The organism is Sphaerisporangium flaviroseum, from assembly GCF_039537005.1.
Taxonomy (GTDB): Bacteria; Actinomycetota; Actinomycetes; order Streptosporangiales; family Streptosporangiaceae; genus Sphaerisporangium; species Sphaerisporangium flaviroseum.
In genome coordinates, this window is the sequence record NZ_BAAAZR010000002.1 from 410,370 (window position 1) to 426,720 (window position 16,351).

18 protein-coding genes, 1 pseudogene and 1 riboswitch are annotated in these 16,351 nt (G+C 70.1%); of the genes and pseudogenes, 9 read left to right on the plus strand and 10 right to left on the minus strand.

The window, feature by feature from the left end:
- Nucleotides 1-81: 81 nt before the first annotated feature.
- On the minus strand, nucleotides 82-1,533 hold the full coding sequence (locus ABD810_RS08080) for an aldehyde dehydrogenase family protein (RefSeq protein WP_344936273.1): 1,452 nt from the start codon (nucleotides 1,531-1,533) through the stop codon (nucleotides 82-84).
- 298 nt (nucleotides 1,534-1,831) lie between these two features.
- Here ABD810_RS08080 and ABD810_RS08085 point away from each other — a divergent pair, with 298 nt between their 5' ends.
- The 3 genes from ABD810_RS08085 (at nucleotide 1,832) to ABD810_RS08095 (ending at nucleotide 3,687) form a co-directional block, all read left to right on the plus strand.
- Entirely contained in the window at nucleotides 1,832-2,566 is a 735-nt protein-coding gene (locus ABD810_RS08085; RefSeq protein ID WP_344936276.1) for an AfsR/SARP family transcriptional regulator, read from the plus strand.
- A gap of 143 nt (nucleotides 2,567-2,709) precedes the next feature.
- Complete coding sequence (locus ABD810_RS08090; protein WP_344936279.1) at nucleotides 2,710-3,129, plus strand: hypothetical protein; 420 nt, start codon at nucleotides 2,710-2,712, stop codon at nucleotides 3,127-3,129.
- Between the two features lie 87 nt (nucleotides 3,130-3,216).
- Nucleotides 3,217-3,687, plus strand: a complete 471-nt coding sequence (locus tag ABD810_RS08095) for a hypothetical protein (protein WP_344936281.1) — start codon at nucleotides 3,217-3,219, stop codon at nucleotides 3,685-3,687.
- Between the two features lie 89 nt (nucleotides 3,688-3,776).
- Here ABD810_RS08095 and ABD810_RS08100 read toward each other — a convergent pair whose 3' ends face one another.
- Both ABD810_RS08100 and ABD810_RS08105 read right to left on the minus strand, forming a co-directional pair.
- Nucleotides 3,777-4,883: an ATP-dependent DNA ligase gene (locus ABD810_RS08100; RefSeq protein ID WP_425566866.1), complete on the minus strand. Its 1,107-nt coding sequence runs from the start codon at nucleotides 4,881-4,883 to the stop codon at nucleotides 3,777-3,779.
- Complete coding sequence (locus tag ABD810_RS08105) at nucleotides 4,880-5,602, minus strand: pyrimidine reductase family protein (protein WP_344936283.1); 723 nt, start codon at nucleotides 5,600-5,602, stop codon at nucleotides 4,880-4,882. Before ABD810_RS08105 ends, ABD810_RS08100 begins: the two co-directional genes overlap by 4 nt.
- A gap of 168 nt (nucleotides 5,603-5,770) precedes the next feature.
- On the opposite strand from ABD810_RS08105, the gene ABD810_RS08110 reads away from it, so the two are divergent.
- From ABD810_RS08110 to ABD810_RS40970, 5 genes are all read left to right on the plus strand, one after another.
- Nucleotides 5,771-6,166, plus strand: coding sequence for a hypothetical protein (locus ABD810_RS08110; protein WP_344936286.1), 396 nt, complete (start codon nucleotides 5,771-5,773; stop codon nucleotides 6,164-6,166).
- Nucleotides 6,167-6,314: 148 nt separating this feature from the next.
- Nucleotides 6,315-6,725: a hypothetical protein gene (locus ABD810_RS08115; RefSeq protein ID WP_344936289.1), complete on the plus strand. Its 411-nt coding sequence runs from the start codon at nucleotides 6,315-6,317 to the stop codon at nucleotides 6,723-6,725.
- Nucleotides 6,726-6,880: 155 nt separating this feature from the next.
- On the plus strand, nucleotides 6,881-7,012 hold the full coding sequence (locus ABD810_RS08120) for a hypothetical protein (protein ID WP_344936292.1): 132 nt from the start codon (nucleotides 6,881-6,883) through the stop codon (nucleotides 7,010-7,012).
- Nucleotides 7,013-7,108: 96 nt separating this feature from the next.
- Nucleotides 7,109-7,519 (plus strand): VOC family protein, encoded by a 411-nt coding sequence (locus tag ABD810_RS08125; RefSeq protein WP_344936294.1) that lies wholly within the window; start codon nucleotides 7,109-7,111, stop codon nucleotides 7,517-7,519.
- A 32-nt stretch (nucleotides 7,520-7,551) separates the two neighbouring features.
- Nucleotides 7,552-8,040: a helix-turn-helix transcriptional regulator gene (locus ABD810_RS40970; protein WP_425566867.1), complete on the plus strand. Its 489-nt coding sequence runs from the start codon at nucleotides 7,552-7,554 to the stop codon at nucleotides 8,038-8,040.
- A 245-nt stretch (nucleotides 8,041-8,285) separates the two neighbouring features.
- On the opposite strand, the pseudogene ABD810_RS40975 reads toward ABD810_RS40970, so the two are convergent.
- Nucleotides 8,286-8,483: pseudogene (locus ABD810_RS40975) on the minus strand (TetR family transcriptional regulator); the annotation flags it as partial.
- Nucleotides 8,484-8,517: 34 nt separating this feature from the next.
- Here ABD810_RS40975 and ABD810_RS08140 point away from each other — a divergent pair.
- Nucleotides 8,518-9,342 (plus strand): class I SAM-dependent methyltransferase, encoded by an 825-nt coding sequence (locus tag ABD810_RS08140; RefSeq protein WP_344936299.1) that lies wholly within the window; start codon nucleotides 8,518-8,520, stop codon nucleotides 9,340-9,342.
- A 33-nt stretch (nucleotides 9,343-9,375) separates the two neighbouring features.
- On the opposite strand, the gene glgX is transcribed toward ABD810_RS08140, so the two are convergent.
- The 6 genes from glgX to ABD810_RS08170 all read right to left on the minus strand — a co-directional run bounded on the left by glgX (nucleotide 9,376) and on the right by ABD810_RS08170 (nucleotide 16,086).
- Nucleotides 9,376-11,505 carry a glycogen debranching protein GlgX gene (gene glgX, locus ABD810_RS08145; RefSeq protein ID WP_344936302.1) on the minus strand — a complete coding sequence of 710 codons (2,130 nt, stop codon included), beginning with the start codon at nucleotides 11,503-11,505 and terminating at the stop codon, nucleotides 9,376-9,378.
- A gap of 364 nt (nucleotides 11,506-11,869) precedes the next feature.
- Complete coding sequence (locus ABD810_RS08150; protein ID WP_344936306.1) at nucleotides 11,870-12,298, minus strand: OsmC family protein; 429 nt, start codon at nucleotides 12,296-12,298, stop codon at nucleotides 11,870-11,872.
- Between the two features lie 41 nt (nucleotides 12,299-12,339).
- A complete protein-coding gene (locus ABD810_RS08155) occupies nucleotides 12,340-13,107 on the minus strand; it encodes an ABC transporter ATP-binding protein (protein WP_344936309.1) in 768 nt (255 codons plus the stop codon).
- On the minus strand, nucleotides 13,104-13,949 hold the full coding sequence (locus ABD810_RS08160; RefSeq protein ID WP_344936312.1) for an ABC transporter permease: 846 nt from the start codon (nucleotides 13,947-13,949) through the stop codon (nucleotides 13,104-13,106). The genes ABD810_RS08155 and ABD810_RS08160 overlap by 4 nt, the downstream gene beginning before the upstream one ends.
- Nucleotides 13,946-14,935 (minus strand): ABC transporter substrate-binding protein, encoded by a 990-nt coding sequence (locus tag ABD810_RS08165; protein WP_344936315.1) that lies wholly within the window; start codon nucleotides 14,933-14,935, stop codon nucleotides 13,946-13,948. Before ABD810_RS08165 ends, ABD810_RS08160 begins: the two co-directional genes overlap by 4 nt.
- Nucleotides 14,932-16,086 carry an agmatinase family protein gene (locus ABD810_RS08170; protein WP_344936319.1) on the minus strand — a complete coding sequence of 385 codons (1,155 nt, stop codon included), beginning with the start codon at nucleotides 16,084-16,086 and terminating at the stop codon, nucleotides 14,932-14,934. Before ABD810_RS08170 ends, ABD810_RS08165 begins: the two co-directional genes overlap by 4 nt.
- Nucleotides 16,087-16,134: 48 nt before the next feature.
- Nucleotides 16,135-16,233: riboswitch (guanidine-I (ykkC/yxkD leader) on the minus strand.
- Nucleotides 16,234-16,351: the final 118 nt, after the last annotated feature.

Consider the following 16,351-nt stretch of genomic DNA (forward strand, 5'->3'; position numbering starts at 1 on the left):
CTGACGCGCAAGGTCCCACCGGCATCGGCAGAAGCGCACGGGCTTGCCGGCGTCGGCCGGCGCCGGATGCCATCGGGAGGATCAGGTCTGGATGATCGCCGCCTTCTCCCGGGTGTACGCGAGGACGGCGTCATGGCCGTAGCCGCTGTCCTTGACCCCGCCGAAGGGCAGGCCCGGAGGCATCTGGCGGAAGGTGTTGACCCAGACCGTGCCGCTCTGCAGGTCGCGGATGAACCGGTGCGCCCTGCCGAGGTCACGGGTCCAGACCCCGGCGGCCAGGCCGTAGGAGGAGTCGTTGGAGATCGCCAGCGCCTCCGCGTCGGTGTCGAAGGGGATGGCCACCGCCACCGGGCCGAAGATCTCCTCCTGGCACACGCGCAGCGAGTTGTCCGTGGTCGTGTAGAGCGTCGGCGCGACCCAGTAGCCGCCGGGCATGGAGGGCACCACGGCGGCTCCGGTCGTACCGCCGAACACCAGCTCCGCGCCCTCCTTCTCGGCGATCTCCAGGTAGCCGGTGACCCGCTCGTACTGGCCCGCCGACACGATCGGGCCCATCGTCGTGGCGAGGTCGAGCGGATCGGCCAGCGTGAGGCCGCCGGCGATGGCGGTGACGCGCTCGATCATCTCCTGCCACACCGGCCGCTGGATCAGGATGCGCGATCCCGCGACGCACACCTGCCCGGCGTTGCCCGTGTAGACGGAGTTGACCGTGACACCCTGGGCGGCGGCGTCCAGGTCCGCGTCCGCGAACACGATGTTGGGGGACTTGCCTCCCAGTTCGAAGGTCAGGGGCTTCAATGCGTCCGCGCTGGCGCGGGTGATGGCCTGGCCCGTCTGCGTGGAGCCGGTGAGGCTGATCTTGTTGACCCCGCGGTGCCGCACCAGCGCGTCTCCGGCCTCCTCGCCGAGCCCGCTGACGATGTTGAGCACGCCCGGCGGCAGCACCCCGGCCAGAAGCTCGCCGAGCCGGAGCACCGACGCGCACGCCTGCTCGGCCGGTTTTATGATCACCGTGTTGCCGGCGGCCAGCGCGTACGCGGCCTTGGCGGAGAATGTCGAGATGGGGGAGTTCCACGGGATGATGCCCAGCACCACGCCGTACGGCTCGCGCCGCGTGAACCCGAGCGTGTCGGGGCCGAGGATGACCGTGTCTCCCTTGACCGCGTCGATGACGTCTCCGGCCGCGATCTGCCACAGGTACGTCATGCCGGGCAGGTCCCGCTTCAGGGTGTCGCGCAGGATGCGGCCGTTGTCGCGGGTCTCGATCCGGGCGAGTTCCTCGGCGTTGGCGGCGAAGACCTCCGCGACCTTGCGTAGCAGCGCCGCGCGGCCGAGTGCGGGCATGGCCGACCATCTGGGGAACGCCTCGCGCGCGGCGGCGACGGCGGCCTCCGCGTCGGCCCGCCCGCTCGCGGGGATGCGCGCCCAGGTCTCACCGGTGGCCGGGTTGACCGAGTCCAGCGTGCGGCCGTCAGCGGCGGCCACCAGCCTGCCCCCGATCAGGTTGCGGTATTCCGTGATGCTCTCCGCCATCCTCAACTCCCGCGTCAGCCGTTCCGATCCCGACCAAGCGTACGCTTGCTCAACAGATTACGGGAAGCGGTACGACCGGGCGCGGACCGTGGACGGCGGCACAGATGATGGCGGGACCGGCGTGACCGGTGGATGACGCCGGCGTGACGAGGCGATCCCCGCCACGGGTTCCACGGATCTCATGATCGGCCAAAGAAACGGGACAAATCACCATCAACCGGGTACATAGCCGGGAGGGACGGCGACGGGAGGGCTGCTCACGAGACGACTCGCTTTCCACCCGAGAGGCAGCAGATTTATGGAGAGCGGTGACCGGCCCGCCCTGCGGGTCGATCTTCTGGGAGGCTTCCGGCTGCTGGCCGGGGGAGAGCAGGTAACGGTCTCGGGCGGCTCGGAGCGCCTTCTGTCGTTCATCGCGCTCTGCGGCCAGGCCGTCCCCCGAACCCTGATGGCGGGAACCCTGTGGCCCGACCGGCCCGAGCGGCGGGCCTACGCGAGCCTGCGTTCGGCGCTGGCGCGCCTGGAGGGGGTCGGGCGGCAGGTCCTCCACATCGGGGCCACCGAGGTGCGCCTGAGCCCGGCCGCCGGGGTCGACATCGACGAGGCCCGGTCGCTTGCCCGCCGCATCCTCGACCCGAGCACCCCCACACCCGACGGGGACCTCAGCGCGACGTCGGTGGAGACGCTGTCCGTCGACCTGCTGCCCGGCTGGTACGACGACTGGGTGGTTCAGGGCGCCGAGGAGTGGCACCAGCTACGCCTGCACGCCCTGGAAGCCCTCGCTGAGGACTTCATCCGGGCCGGGCGGTTCGCCGACGCGGTGGCCGCCGCCGGGGTCGCCGTACGGGCGGAGCCGCTGCGCGAGAGCGCCCACGCCGCGCTGATCCGCGCCCACCTCGCGGAGGGGAACCAGGCCGAGGCCCTGCGCGACTACGAGCGTTACGAGCACCATCTCGCCGAGGAACTCCGCCTTCGCCCGACGCCGCTCGTGAGCGATCTCGTCGGCGGTCTCCGCGCCATCGCCCACGGCTGAGGCCGTACCCCGTCATTCCGGAGTCACGTTCGTGTCACGTCGCGGTGGCGCGGAGCCGGACACCATGTGGTTCGACCCCAAGGACGGCCACCTGGGTCGCGGAAGATCATCATGGGTGGCCCGGACATGGAAAGGAGTCGGCCATGGTAGGCAAGCATCGGCTGATACTGCTTGGCCCGGCACTCCTCTCGCTGACGCTCTGGTCCACCGGAGCGCCTCCGGCTTCGGCCGCTCCGCGCTCCGTGACGCCGATCGTCGGCGCCGAGCGCGTCGCCGGGACGGAAGGGCTCCGCGTCGTACCGCGGGACCGGGATGACTACAAGACAGGCTTCGGAGAGGGCTACTCGTCGGGCATGAGCGCCTGCGAGGCCAAGAGCAAGTCGGGGAAGAAGCCGCGCCGCAGCCTGACGGAGGCGGCCGACTACGAGCGCGGATATTCCTCCGGCTACGACATCGGATACACGAGTTGCACGAAGTCGAAGTCCGAGAAGAAGGGCAAGCAGGAGAAGAAGGGCAAGCAGGAGAAGAGCAAGACCGGAAAGAAGCCGAGCAGGGACTACTGACCCGGCGACACCGTATCCACCTCAGGAATGGCCACCTGGACCGTCGACGGTTCGCTACGGGTGGCCGGACGTGGAAAGGAGCCGGCCATGGTAGGCAGGCGACGCATGATTCTTCTCGGCCCGGCGCTCCTCGCGCTGGCAGTCGGCTCGGCGGGAACCGCACAGGCCGCGGCCGCGCCGCGCCCGGTGACGGCGGTGGTCACCGGCGTCACCGGGCAGGGTTCGGCGACGACGGCACCGGGGTTCCTCGTCATGCCGAGCGACAACGGTGGCCGCGACCGGGGCCGCTCGGAGCGGCGCGACCGGGACCGGGACCGTGATCGGGACCGGGGCCGGTCCGAGCGGCGCGACCGTGACCGCGACCGCGACCGGGACCGTGACCGGGACCGGGACCGTGACCGGGACAGAGGCCGGTCCGAACGGCGCGACCGCGACCGGGACCGGGACCGCGACCGGGGCCGCTCGGAGCGGCGCGACCGGGACCGGGATCGGGACCGGGGCCGGTCGGAGCGGCGCGATCGGGACAGGTCTGAGAGAAGGATGATGGACCGGTATTAGCGCCGCTCGTAGAGACACCCCCTGAGGGGGAGGGGACATGGGATCACCGCCCATGTCCCCTCGTGGCCCCGCCACGGATACGCCGGCCCTCAGCGAGCGAGGATGTCGTCCAGGTTGTAGCCCACGGGCTGTTCCAACTGCTCGTAGGTGCAGGAGCTGGGAGTACGGTCGGTGCGCCACCTGCGGAACTGGGCGGTGTGCCGGAACCGGTTGCCCTCCATGTGGTCGTAGGCCACCTCGACCACCAGATCGGGCGCGAGCGGGATGAACGACAGGTTCTTGCCCGCGCTCCAGCGGGAGATCGCGCCGGGCATACGCTGGGTGGTGCTCTCGTCCTGCGACATCCACGAGCTCCAGGGATGGGCGCCCAGGTCGTTCAGGAGGTAGGGCTTCAGCTCGTCGACCAGCTCGGCGCGGCGCGCCATCGGGAACGACGCCGCCACGCCCACGTGGTGCAGCACGCCCGACGAGTCGTACAGGCCGAGCAGCAGCGACCCGACGATCGGGCCGGACTTGTGCTCGCGGTATCCGGCGACGACGCAGTCGGCCGTGCGCTCGTGCTTGACCTTGAACATGGTGCGCCGGTCCGGCTCGTACGGCTGGTGTGTGCGCTTGACCACGATGCCGTCGAGCCCGGCGCCCTCGAACATCTCGAACCACTCACCGGCGCGCTCGTCGCTGTCGGTCACCGGAGTCAGCCGCACGCGGTCACCGGCGGCGGCCAGGGCTTCGACGAGACGGGCCCTGCGCTCGCCGAACGGGGTCTCCAGCAGGCTCTCGTCGCCGAGGGCGAGCAGGTCGAAGGCGACGAACGACGCCGGGGTCTGCTCGGCGAGCAGCTTGACCCGCGAGGCCGCCGGGTGGATGCGCTGCTGGAGGGCGTCGAAGTCGAGGATCTGACCCTGCCGCAGCACGATCTCGCCGTCGACCACGCACCGCTCGGGCAGCTCACGCTTGACCGCCTCGATGAGCTCGGGGAAGTAGCGGTTGAAAGGGCGTTCGTTGCGGCTGCCCAGGTAGACCTCGTCGCCGTCGCGGAACACGATGCAGCGAAATCCGTCCCACTTCGGCTCGTACAGCAGGGTCCCGTCCTGGGACGGCAACTCCTTGATGGCCTTGGCCAGCATCGGCGCCACGGGCGGGGCGACCGGCAGGCTCATCTCGGGAGGCAGGTTCGGCTGTGCGGGAAGGTTCATGGTGGCTCCCGGGTGTACTTGCAGAAGAGGAAGCCTTCTTCCTCCAGGACGTGCGAGAGGCGCAGGCGGATGTTGGACGCCGGGCCGTTGAGGATGCGCGCCGCGTCACCGCCGGCCAGCAGCGGGCTGATCGTCAGGCACAGCTCGTCCACCAGCCCCGCCGCCGCCATCTGCGCGTTGACGCGGGGGCCGCCCTCGCAGAGCACCCTGCCTAGCCCGCGCTCGCGCAGCAGGCCCACGGCCAGGGCGAGGTCGACCCGCTCCTCGCCGGCGACGATCACCTCGGCGTACTTGGCCGCCTCGTCGCACCGGTCCTTGGGCGCGCGTTCGGTGGTGATCACGATCGTCCTGGCGTACGGCTCGGCTTGGGTGAAGAGCGGGCTCGCCAGGTCGAGATCGAGCCGCCGGGTGATGACCGCGATGGGCGGCGCGAGCGGCCGTCCCGCTCGCAGCTCCCGCCACGACACGCGCGGGCGTGCCGGGCCGTACCCCTCGGTGCGCACGGTCGCGCCACCGGCCACCACCACATCGGCGAGGCCGCGCAGGACGCCGAAGACGCGCCGGTCGCCCTTGCCGGAAAGGCCCTCGGACAGGCCCTTGAGCCAGGCGCCCCCGTCGACGCCCGCGACCATGTTGAGGCGCAGCCAGTCGCCGCGGGGGTAGGCGTAGGCATCGGCGAGGTCGACGTCGTCCGCTGGTGTGGGAAGGATGCGTCGCACGCTCTCTACCTTGGCACAGGCTCGGCCGCCCATAGGTGAGCGGGATCGGGACGGCGTGGAATACCGCTTCGGAATATGAAACGAAATGTCAGGTATGGAGCGCGTAGCGTTATCAGACTGTCCCGAGATGTATGGGAGGACGAAGGTCTCCGAAGTGGGAGGGTGCGCGTGCGGACGGTCACTGTAGCGGTGTGGCTGGTTACGGCCGGGTTCGGGATCTATCTCCTCTCCCTCTGGCTGGCAGGGGGAGGGCTACGCCAGCAGAAGACCAAGGTGACCCGGTTTCCCACCGCGCTGATCTTCATGCACCCCGCGCTCGGAGTCAGCTCACTCGGCTCGTGGGTGGCCTTCGTGCTCACCGCCCGAGGGGGTTACATCTGGCTCTCGCTGGGGCTGCTCTGCCTGGCCGCACTGCTCGGCTTCGCGATGTTCACCCGCTGGATCGGCGGCGGCAGACATGCCCGGGGCGCGGAGCAGGGCTTCCCCGTCCTCGCCGTGATCCTCCACGGTCTCTCGGCCGTCGTGACCTTCATCCTCGTCCTGCTGGCCGCGACCACCATGTGAGCATCGCCCGTTGTGCCCGGGGCGCGGTACGTCGCGACGCGATCGGGCGGGGGGGCGGAACCTCGTGTTCCCCGGATTCGTTTCACGATCAGCACGGGGGTGCCGGGGAAGGGCGGGCATGGGGAAGAACAACACGAGCGAACGGCGTATGAGAAGACGTGCTCGCCGGCAGGCGAGCAGGGTTGGGTCCGCGCCTTGGGGGCGGCGCCGGCGGCTGACGGGGTGGGAGCGGCGCAAGATCGCACGCCGCGCCCGGGAGGATGCGGCGCAGAGCAGGTCGACGTGGCGGGAGTGGGGGCCTCTCACGGCGATCGTGATCGGCGGCTCCGAGCTGGCCTACTTTTTCCTGATCGCCGCCAACACCGGTGGCCCCAGCGTCGCCGGGGTCGCCGTGACGGCCGCCTTTGGCTTTGTGTCGCTGAGCTACGACTGGATGAGGCGGTACCTCGCGTACACGAGCATTGACCCTCGCGAGTTCCCGCTTCGGGTGGTGGGTGTCGTCTCGGTGGCCGTGATGCTGGTGACCATCGTCGTCGCGACGCTGTGGGACGTGATCTAGCTTCGGGAGCCCGCGGCCACCAGCGGCTCCGCGGCGGTCCTGGTGCCGTCGGTGCGCACCGCGCCGGCCAGTGACCGGGCGCGGACCGCGACCTCCGACTGGAGGGCGAGGCCGAGCGCTTCGGTCAGCGAACGGGCGGTCGGGGTGCCGGGCGAGTGATCACCCGGCGCCCGAGCTCGCGGGCCGCCTGGACCATGTACCGGCTCAGGCTCCTCGCGGTGATCCTTCATGGGCTGGCCGGGGTCGTCACCTTCATCCTGGTCCTCCTGACCGCGACCACCATGTGACCGGCGCCGCCCGAGGTGAGTGGTCCTGTTCGTGCCGGCCGGACCGGTCAGGATTCGAGAAGCACCGGTCGCCGAGCCGCGGATAACGTGGTGGCCATGGACATCACCATTCACGCGAGCTCCCTCCCGCACGACGACCCGGACGCCTCCCTGGTCTTCTACCGCGACACCCTCGGCTTCGAGGTCCGCAGCGACGTCGGGAAGGGCAAGATGCGCTGGATCACGGTCGGCCCCGCCGGCCAGCCCGGCACGTCCATCCTCCTGGCGCCGCCGGCCGCCGACCCCGGCGTCACCGAGGACGAGCGCCGCACCATCGCCGAGATGATGGCCAAGGGCACCTACGGCTGGATCCTGCTGGCCACCCGGAACCTCGACGCCACCTTCGCGAAGGTGCAGGCGAGCGACGCCGAGGTCGTCCAGGAGCCGACGGAGCAGCCGTACGGCATCCGCGACTGCGCCTTCCGCGATCCCGCCGGCAACCTGGTCCGCATCCAGGAACTTCGCTGAGCCGTGCGGTAATCGATCAAGGGAGTTCGCTCATGTGTCATCCCGCATGGGGGCGCGCACTCACCGCGGCACAGCGCCTGAACGACCTCGCGCGACTGCGCCGCGTCCGCGATCGGATCGACCGGGAGTACGCGCAGCCGCTGAACGTCGAGGAACTCGCCCGCAGTGTGCACATGTCGGCCGGGCACCTCAGCCGCCAGTTCCGGCTCGCCTACGGCGAGCCGCCGTACGCCTATCTGATGACACGTCGCATCGAGCGGGCGATGGCGCTGCTGCGTCGTGGCGACCTCAGCGTCACCGAGGCCGGATTCGACCAGTGGGCCGGTGGTCACCCGAGCAGTCGTCTTTGCACGACGTCGGCGATGACGGTGGTCACGACCCTGTCGACGGCGCCGGCCTCCGGTGGGGCGCCTCCCCGGCCGGCGAACAGCAGGTGCCCGGCCCCGATCAGCGTGAGCGCGAGCGTGTCGACGTCGGCATCCGCCGCGATGCGGCCCATCTCCCGCTCGATGGTGAGGTAGGAGGCGACCATGGCCGTGGCCTCCGCCAGCACCGGGACGCCGGCCGGCCCGGCCTGGCGCAGCCGGGCGCGCAGTTCATCGCGGGAGATGACGAGGCCGACGATCGCCACGGCGACCGACCCGAACAGGTCCATCAGCGCGCCGGTGAGGTTGTGGGCGACGGTGCCGGTCCCTGCGGCCTCGCGCAGGGCGGCGGCCTGGTTGTCGATCCGGCCGATGCGGTCCAGCACGAGCTCGGCGAGGAAGGCGTCGAAGTCGGCGAAGTGCCGGTGCAGGACACCCTTGGCGCAGCCTGCCTCCGTGGTGACCGCCCGGCTGGTCAGCGCGTTCGGCCCGTCCCTGAGCAGGACACGCTCGGCGGCGTCGAGCAGCTGCTCACGCGGGTCGCGGATGGCCACCCCTGTTGGCACCGTGTATCTCCTTCGGTCGCCGGTCCCTCCCATTGACGAGTGGGCACCTGCCCACTACGGTGGGCGCATGCCCACTCTACCCCCGTCGCGAGCGGGTTCTTCCGAACGGCAGCCTCATGAACAGCGGCAGGTGGCGGAGTCGTTCGGCTCCGACCCCCAACGCTACGACCGGGCCCGGCCGCGCTATCCCGACGCCATGGTCGACCGGATCGTCGCCGGCACACCCGGGCCTGACGTCCTCGACGTCGGCTGCGGGACCGGCATCGCCGCCCGGCAGTTCCAGGCGGCCGGCGCCAGGGTGCTGGGGGTGGACGTCGACGCGCGGATGGCCGACCTGGCCCGGAAGAGCGGGATCGAGGTCGAGGTGGCCGCGTTCGAAGCCTGGGACCCCGCCGGCCGGGCATTCGACGCCGTCATCGCCGGACAGACCTGGCACTGGGTGGACCCGGTCGCGGGAGCGGCCAAGGCGGCACAGGTGCTGCGGCCCGGTGGCCGGCTGGCTGTGTTCTGGAACGTGGGCCAGCCCCCGCCCGAACTGGCCGAGGCCTTCTCCGCGGTGTATCGCCGAGTGATGCCCGGCTTGCCGGTCTACGACCGGGTGATGCCGGCCTTGGAGATGTACTCGGTGATGTTCACCAAGGCGGCCGACGGGATACGAGCGGTGGGCGCGTTCAGCGACCCGGAGCAGTGGCGGTTCGAATGGGAGCGGTCCTACACCCGGGACGAGTGGCTCGACCAGCTGCCTACTTTCGGCGGCCACAGCCTGTTCCCGCCGGCCAAGCTGGAAGAGCTGCTGGCGGGTGTCGGGGCCGCGGTCGACGCGTCGGGTGGCGCCTTCACGATGAGTTACACCGCCGCGGTGGTCACCGCGATTCGAACCGGCACCGCCTGACCCGGCTTGTCGCCGTCACCTCATACAGACCGTTCACTCCGCGCGGCGGATGGTGGAGCGGAGGATCTGCATCGAGCGGTTGGTCACCGCCATGAGGGCGCCGGGTTCGCGGGTCTCGTCGGAGTGGTGCTCGTAGTCGGGGCCCTCGTCGGAGGTGTCGAGGACGACCTGCCAGCCCGGCCCGAACTCGGGGCCGGGAAGGGTGTAGGTGATGTTCTCGTGGTGGCCGTTGACCAGCAGCAGAAAGGAGTTGTCGGTGATCCGCTCGCCCCGGGGGCCTGGCTCGCTGATCGCCTCGCCGTTGAGGAACACGGCCATGGCCTTGCCGAAGCCGCTGTGCCAGTCGCCCGAGGTCATCTCCTTGCCGGACGGCGTGAGCCACACGATGTCGCGGATGTCGCCCTCGGGAACGCGCCCCTGGAAGAACCGGCGGCGGCGGAACACCGGGTGCTCCCTGCGGAACCTGGCCAGCGTGCGGATGAAGCCCAGCAGGTCGGACTCGGACCTGAGCAGCGACCAGTCGACCCAGGAGATCTCGTTGTCCTGGCAGTAGGCGTTGTTGTTCCCCTGCTGGGTGCGGCCCAGCTCGTCGCCGTGGAGCAGCATCGGGACGCCTTGCGACACGAACAGCGTGGTCAGCAGGTTGCGGCGCTGGCGATGGCGCAGCCGTACGATCGCCGGATCCTCGACCGGGCCTTCGGCCCCGCAGTTCCACGAGCGGTTGTCGTCGGTGCCGTCGCGGTTGTTCTCCGCGTTCGCCTCGTTGTGCTTGTGGTCGTAGGACACCAGGTCGGACAGGGTGAAGCCGTCGTGGCAGGTGACGAAGTTGATCGAGGCGACCGGACGGCGCCCGCTCGACGCGTACAGGTCCGACGATCCGGCCAGCCGTGAGGCGAACTCGGGCAGCACCGATGGACTGCCGCGCCAGAAGTCGCGCACGCTGTCGCGATACTTGCCGTTCCACTCGGTCCACAGCGGCGGGAAGTTGCCCACCTGGTAGCCGCCCGGCCCGACATCCCAGGGCTCGGCGATCAGCTTGACCTGGGAGATCACCGGATCCTGCTGGATGAGGTCGAAGAACGAGGACAGGCGGTCGACGTCGTGCAGCTCGCGGGCGAGGGCGGCGGCCAGGTCGAACCGGAACCCGTCGACGTGCATCTCGGTGACCCAGTAACGCAGCGAGTCCATGATCAGCTGGAGCGCGTGCGGTGAGCGGACGTTGAGGGAGTTGCCGCAGCCGGTGTAGTCGAGCATGAGCCGGCGGTCGGTGTCGAGCAACCGGTAGTACGAGGCGTTGTCGATGCCCCGGTAGGCCAGCATGGGCCCCATGTGGTCGCCCTCGGCGGTGTGGTTGTAGACCACGTCGAGGATGACCTCGATGCCCGCCTCGTGCAGGGCCTTGACCATGCCCTTGAACTCCAGCACCTGACCGCCGCGCTGCCCGGCGCTGGAGTACGCGTTGTGCGGCGCGAGGAAGGCGATCGTGTTGTAGCCCCAGTAGTTGGTGAGGCCACGGGCCACCATCGCGTGCTCGGGCACGAACTGGTGCACCGGCATCAGCTCCACCGCCGTCACGCCGATGCCGCGCAGGTGCTCGATCACCGCCGGGTGGGCGAGGCCGGCGTAGGTGCCGCGCTGCTCCTCCGGCACTTCCGGGTGGCGCATGGTCAGCCCGCGCACATGCGCCTCGTAGATCACGGTCTCGTGGTACGGCGTGCGGCGCGGGCGGTCGTTCCCCCAGTCGAAGAACGGGTTGACCACGACGTTCTTGGGCATGTGCGGGCCGCTGTCGTCGGTGTTGCGCTGCCCGGGGTCGGCGAAATCGTAGGAGAACAGGGACCTGTCCCAGTGGACCTCGCCCTCGACCGCCTTGGCGTAGGGGTCGAGCAGCAGCTTGCTCGGATCGCAGCGGTGTCCCCGGGACGGGTCGTACGGCCCGTGCACGCGGTAGCCGTACCGCTGGCCGGGCATGATGCCGGGAAGGTAGCCGTGCCAGACGAAACCGTCGACCTCGGGGAGCTCGATGCGGGTCTCGTTGCCGGAGTCGTCGAAAAGGCAGAGCTCGACCCGCTCGGCCACCTCGGAGAACAGGGAGAAGCTCGTGCCCACGCCATCCCAGGTGGCGCCCAACGGGTACGGCTCTCCAGGCCAGACCTCACGCATGTAGCCTCATTGTGGTCGTGGAACGGTCCGCGGTGCAGCTCGATCGTGTGGCTTGTGTGTCCTTACCGTCACGCGATGCGCGGTCGGCTCCTCTCCGGTCAGGGCTCCGTTGCCACGTACCTGGATGTTCACGTCCCGGCTCTACCGTCGATATTAGGGCCGCGAGTCTGATTTACCAGATCTTCTGGTCAGGCAGGGAACCCGTAAGACGGTCACGGCGGGACCCCTGAGTGTGGCAACAACGTACACGAAACGGATAGAACTGTATATATCCCCACAAAGATACATTAAAAGGATATATCTATATAAACCGGACATGACGCGGCCCCCACGTGCCGCAGCACGCGGGGGCCGGGACAGCGCGTCAGCCGATCAGCTCGGCGTTCAGCGTGATGGTGGTGCCCGTGAGGGCCTTGCTGACCGGGCAGTTGGCCTTGGCGGTCTCCGCCGCGGTCTGGAAGTCCTCCGCGGAGAGGCCGGGCACCTGGGCGCGCACGGAGAGCACGATGCCGGTGATGCCCTCGCCCGGCTGGAAGGTCACGTCGGCCTTCGTCTCGACGTGCTGCGGCGGCGTGCCGGCCTGGGCGAGCCCGTGGGACAGCGCCATCGAGAAGCAGGAGGAGTGGGCCGCCGCGATGAGCTCCTCGGGGCTCGTCTTGCCGTTGGCCTGCTCGGCGCGCGAGGCCCAGGAGACGTCGAACGTCCCGACCCCTGAGGTGTCGAGCGAGACGGATCCGGAGCCGTCGAGCAGCGCGCCCTTCCACTGGGTCGTCGCGGTACGTGTCGTCGCCATGTGCGATCTCCTTAGATACTGAGGTCGTTGCCTAGCCGAACCTACACGCGCCCTTGATGAGCGCGGTGCTCGGCACGGACCAGATCCTCCACCTCCGCCCGCAGCGCGAGGAACCCCGCGGAGCGCTTGTCCTCGAGTGAGCGGGCCGACGGCAGGTCGACGACGAGGTCACGGGCGATCCGCCCGGGGTCGCAGGACAGGACGAGGACGCGCTCACCAAGGAAGACCGCCTCCTCGACGTCGTGTGTGACCATGACCACGGTCGTGGGCACGTCCTGCCACACCTGACGGACGAAGAGCTGCATGTCCTCTTTCGTCTGCACGTCGAGGGCGCCGAACGGCTCGTCGAGCAGCAGCACGCGGGGCGAGCAGGCGAGGGCCCTGGCGATGGCGACCCGCTGCTGCTGGCCTCCCGACAGGCGCCCCGGCAGGGCCGTGGCGAGATGCCGGAGACCCACCTCGTCGAGCAGCCGGCCGACCCGCTCCTCGCGCCGCGCACGCGGCAGGCCGAGCGCCTCCAGCCCGAAGCCGACATTGCGCGCCACGGTGCGCCACGGGTAGAGGGAAGCGGTCTGGAACACCAGCCCGCGCTCGGGGCCGGGCCCGGTCACCTCCTCCCCGTCCAGCAGCACACGGCCCGAGGTCGGCGGCGTGAGCCCGGCGATCACGGAGAGCAGGGTCGACTTGCCCGAGCCGCTGGCGCCGACCACGCAGACGAACTCCCCTGGCGCGATCGTGAGGTCGAGGTCCGCCAGCACCGGTGTGCCCGGCACGAACTCCTTGCCGACGCCGTCGAGACGCAGTGTCACGCGGCCCACCTGCCGATCCGCCCGCGCAGCAGGCGCAGCGTGATGTCGATGGTCAGCCCGATCAGGCCGATGACCACCAGGATCGCGAAGATCCGGTCGGTCTGCAGGAACCGCTGGGCCCGGGTGATCCGGTACCCGAGCCCGGACGTCGCCGCGATGAGCTCGGCCACCACCACGAAGTTCCACGCGGCCGCCGCGTTGACCCGCATCGCGTCGATCATGCCGGGAAGCGCGTACGGGAAGACCACCCTCGAGGCCACTCGCACCCGTCCCGCGCCGAGCGTCGCCGACACCTCAAGCAGCCGGCGGGGCACCTGCCGTACGACGTCCGCGGTCATCAGGGTGTTGAAGAAGACCACTCCGAGGACCAGCAGCGCGACCTTGGAGGCCTCGCCGATGCCCAGCCAGATGATGAGCAACGGGATGAAGGCCGACGCCGGCAGGTAGCGCAGCAGCCCGACCATCGGTTCGAGCAGCGCCTGCGCCCACGGAAGGGCGCCCATCGTGAACCCGAGCGGCACGGAGATCAGCACGGCGAGCACGAAGCCGAGCCCGATCCGGCCGAGGCTCGCGGTCAGGTCCGACCAGAGCTCCCCGCTCAGCGCCATCTCCGTCCCCGCCGTCCAGACGGCGGCGGGCGAGGGAAGGAAGGCCGGGTCGACCAGGCCGCCGGCGCTGAGCGCCCACCACGCGGCGACCGGCCCGGCCACCGACAGCGCGCGCAGGACCCAGGCCACGCGCGCGGAGACGCCCGAGTTCAGCAGCCTGATCCGCCGTCCGGGACGCGGATCGTCCATCGGCATCGCCACCTGGGCCACCTCGGCGGCGGCCTGGCCGGTCACGGCTGGACCGCCTGGACGAATCGGGGTTCGAGCAGCCCTTCCAAGGAGGGGGCGGTGTCGACGAGCTTGCTGCTGAGCAGGAAGTCGGAGATCTGCTCGGCACGCGCCGGCAGGTCGTCGGCGAACGCCGCCCGGTTCTGCTCCAGCGTGAAGATCGTGGTGCCCTTGTCGTAGGTCTGGTATTCGGCGACGCTCACCCCCGCGCGCCTGGCCATGATCTCCATGGCCTTCTGCCGGTTCTGCCCGATCCAGGCGAGGGTGTCGAACCAGGTCGTCACCAGTGCCTGCACGGACTTGGCGTCCCGGCCGATCATGTCCCTGCTCACCACCAGGTGGTCGGGGATGGCGCCGGGGAAGTCGGCGGAGCTGGCGATCGTGGTGCTGCCCGGCCGCTTGAGCGCGGTGGTGGTGAAGGGGGCGAAGACGCCGACCGCGTCCACCCGGCCCGCGACGAAGGCGGCGGCCGCGGCGTCTGTGGGCAGCGGCTGGAACGTCACGTCGGCCTCGGTCAGGCCGGCCTTCCGCAGGGCGAGCAGGAGCAGGTAGTGGTCCACGGTGCCCTGCTCGGCCGCCACGGTCCCGCCCTTGAGATCGGCGAGGCTCTTGATCCCGTCCCTGGCGATGATCTGGTCGTTGCCGGTGGAGTTGTCGTTGACCAGGACCACGGTCTCCTTGGCACCTCCGGCGGCCGAGGCCAGGGTGTCGTTCAGCGTCTGGCTGTTGGCGTCGATGTTCCCGGTCGCCAGGGCGTTGAGGCTGTCGGTGTAGCTGTCGAAGTACTTCAGCTCCACGTCGATGCCGTTCTTGGCGAAGAGCCCCTGCTCCTCGGCGACCTGCCAGGGGAACCAGCCCGGCCAGGCGCTGAAGCCGAGCCTGACCTTCGAGGCCCCGGCGGCGGCCGTCGGCGCGGCGGGCTTCTCGCCGGCGCAGGCGGCGCTCAGGACCAGCAGGATGGCGGCGGGCAGGATGAGGCGCCTGGAGATCATGCGGCTCCCCTCTCGGACTTCTCTGGCTTCGGGTTCGTGGCGGGCGGCTTCGGGAGGTGGCCGGCGCGCACCAGGCACCCGATGGTGTCGCAGATGACCCGGGTCGCGATGAGCGCGGTGATCTCGGCGTTGTCGTACGGCGGGGCGCACTCGACCACCTCGATCCCGGCGAGCGGCCTGGCGCCCGCGATGAGCTGGATGAACTTCAGGACCTCGCGGGGGAGGAAGCCGCCGGGCTCTGGCCAGCCCGTGCCCGGGACGAAGGCCGCGTCCAGGCAGTCGACGTCGAAGGAGAGCCAGACCGCCTCCGCGCCGTCCCAGGCGACCTCCAGGGCGCGTTCGGCGGCCGCCTCGATGCCCATCTCGACGCAGTCGGTGACCGTCATGATGGTGGTGCCGCGCTCCCTGCCGACCTTCACCCCGGGCCGGGGCGCCTGCCACCCGCCGATGCCGATCTGCACGAGGTTCTTCGCGGGCACGTTGGGGATGTCGGTCGCGTGGAACCACGGCGTGGTGTGCATCCGCTCGTCGAGGTCGGTCTCCTGGGTGTCGACGTGCCGATCGAAGTGAATGATGCCGACATTTCCGGAAACGTGCTCGGCGATGCCCCGGACCGTCGGATAGCCGATGGAGTGGTCGCCGCCCAGCACGACCGGGAACGCCCCGCTCGCGTAGACGTGCGACACCGCCCTGCTGATCTGGTCGAACGTCTTCTCGATGTTGGCCGGAATGGTGAAGACGTCCCCGAGGTCGGCGATCGTGATCGACTCGCGCAGGTCCACGCCCAGCTCGAAGCTGTACGGCCCGTACAGCGCCGAGATCTTGCGGATGCCCTGGGGGCCGAACCGCGTCCCGGAGCGGTAGGTGGTGCCCCCGTCGAACGGCGCGCCCAGCACGGCCACGTCGAACTCGCCGCAGCGCCGGACGTCCTCGACATAGGGCGCCTTGAGGAACGTGTTGATCCCGGCGAAGTGCGGGAGCTCTCCCCGGGAGAAGGTCGGTATGGTCCGGTCGACGATCGAGTCCGCGCCCGGCAGGCCGTACTCCAGCCCGCGCTCGATCTCGCGCCGGTGCATGGTGAGCGGAAGCTCGGCCTCGCGTTCGACGGCGTAGCGGGCCTCGGGTCCGTAGTTGTCGTGGAGGTGGCCCACGGCACTCCCTTTCGAGAACGCCTCACTCGGGAGGCAGCCGGTATGACTGTCTCCCGGGTTTTTGTCCCGCCGTGGAACGGCCGAGGCCGCCTGCACCTCTTGGACCAGCCCCTCACACAGGAGGGCGGAACCCTAGGTGCGCCTCACCGCAGCCGGTGAGTCCCTCTCATGACAGCCGTGGGCTGTTTCCTCCGCGTTTCCCGTCCGTACCGGATCGGTGACGTACTACGCACAGCGCCGCACCGGGCTCCCGCAAGGCGTCAGG

Coding starts and splice junctions, on each gene's coding strand:
- ABD810_RS08080 (WP_344936273.1), bottom strand. CDS start 1,533: ATGGCGGAGAGCATCACGGAATACCGCAACCTGATCGGGGGCAGGCTG.
- ABD810_RS08085 (WP_344936276.1), top strand. CDS start 1,832: ATGGAGAGCGGTGACCGGCCCGCCCTGCGGGTCGATCTTCTGGGAGGC.
- ABD810_RS08090 (WP_344936279.1), top strand. CDS start 2,710: ATGGTAGGCAAGCATCGGCTGATACTGCTTGGCCCGGCACTCCTCTCG.
- ABD810_RS08095 (WP_344936281.1), top strand. CDS start 3,217: ATGGTAGGCAGGCGACGCATGATTCTTCTCGGCCCGGCGCTCCTCGCG.
- ABD810_RS08100 (WP_425566866.1), bottom strand. CDS start 4,883: ATGAACCTTCCCGCACAGCCGAACCTGCCTCCCGAGATGAGCCTGCCG.
- ABD810_RS08115 (WP_344936289.1), top strand. CDS start 6,315: ATGAGAAGACGTGCTCGCCGGCAGGCGAGCAGGGTTGGGTCCGCGCCT.
- ABD810_RS08125 (WP_344936294.1), top strand. CDS start 7,109: ATGGACATCACCATTCACGCGAGCTCCCTCCCGCACGACGACCCGGAC.
- ABD810_RS40970 (WP_425566867.1), top strand. CDS start 7,552: ATGTGTCATCCCGCATGGGGGCGCGCACTCACCGCGGCACAGCGCCTG.
- ABD810_RS08140 (WP_344936299.1), top strand. CDS start 8,518: ATGCCCACTCTACCCCCGTCGCGAGCGGGTTCTTCCGAACGGCAGCCT.
- glgX (WP_344936302.1), bottom strand. CDS start 11,505: ATGCGTGAGGTCTGGCCTGGAGAGCCGTACCCGTTGGGCGCCACCTGG.
- ABD810_RS08150 (WP_344936306.1), bottom strand. CDS start 12,298: ATGGCGACGACACGTACCGCGACGACCCAGTGGAAGGGCGCGCTGCTC.
- ABD810_RS08165 (WP_344936315.1), bottom strand. CDS start 14,935: ATGATCTCCAGGCGCCTCATCCTGCCCGCCGCCATCCTGCTGGTCCTG.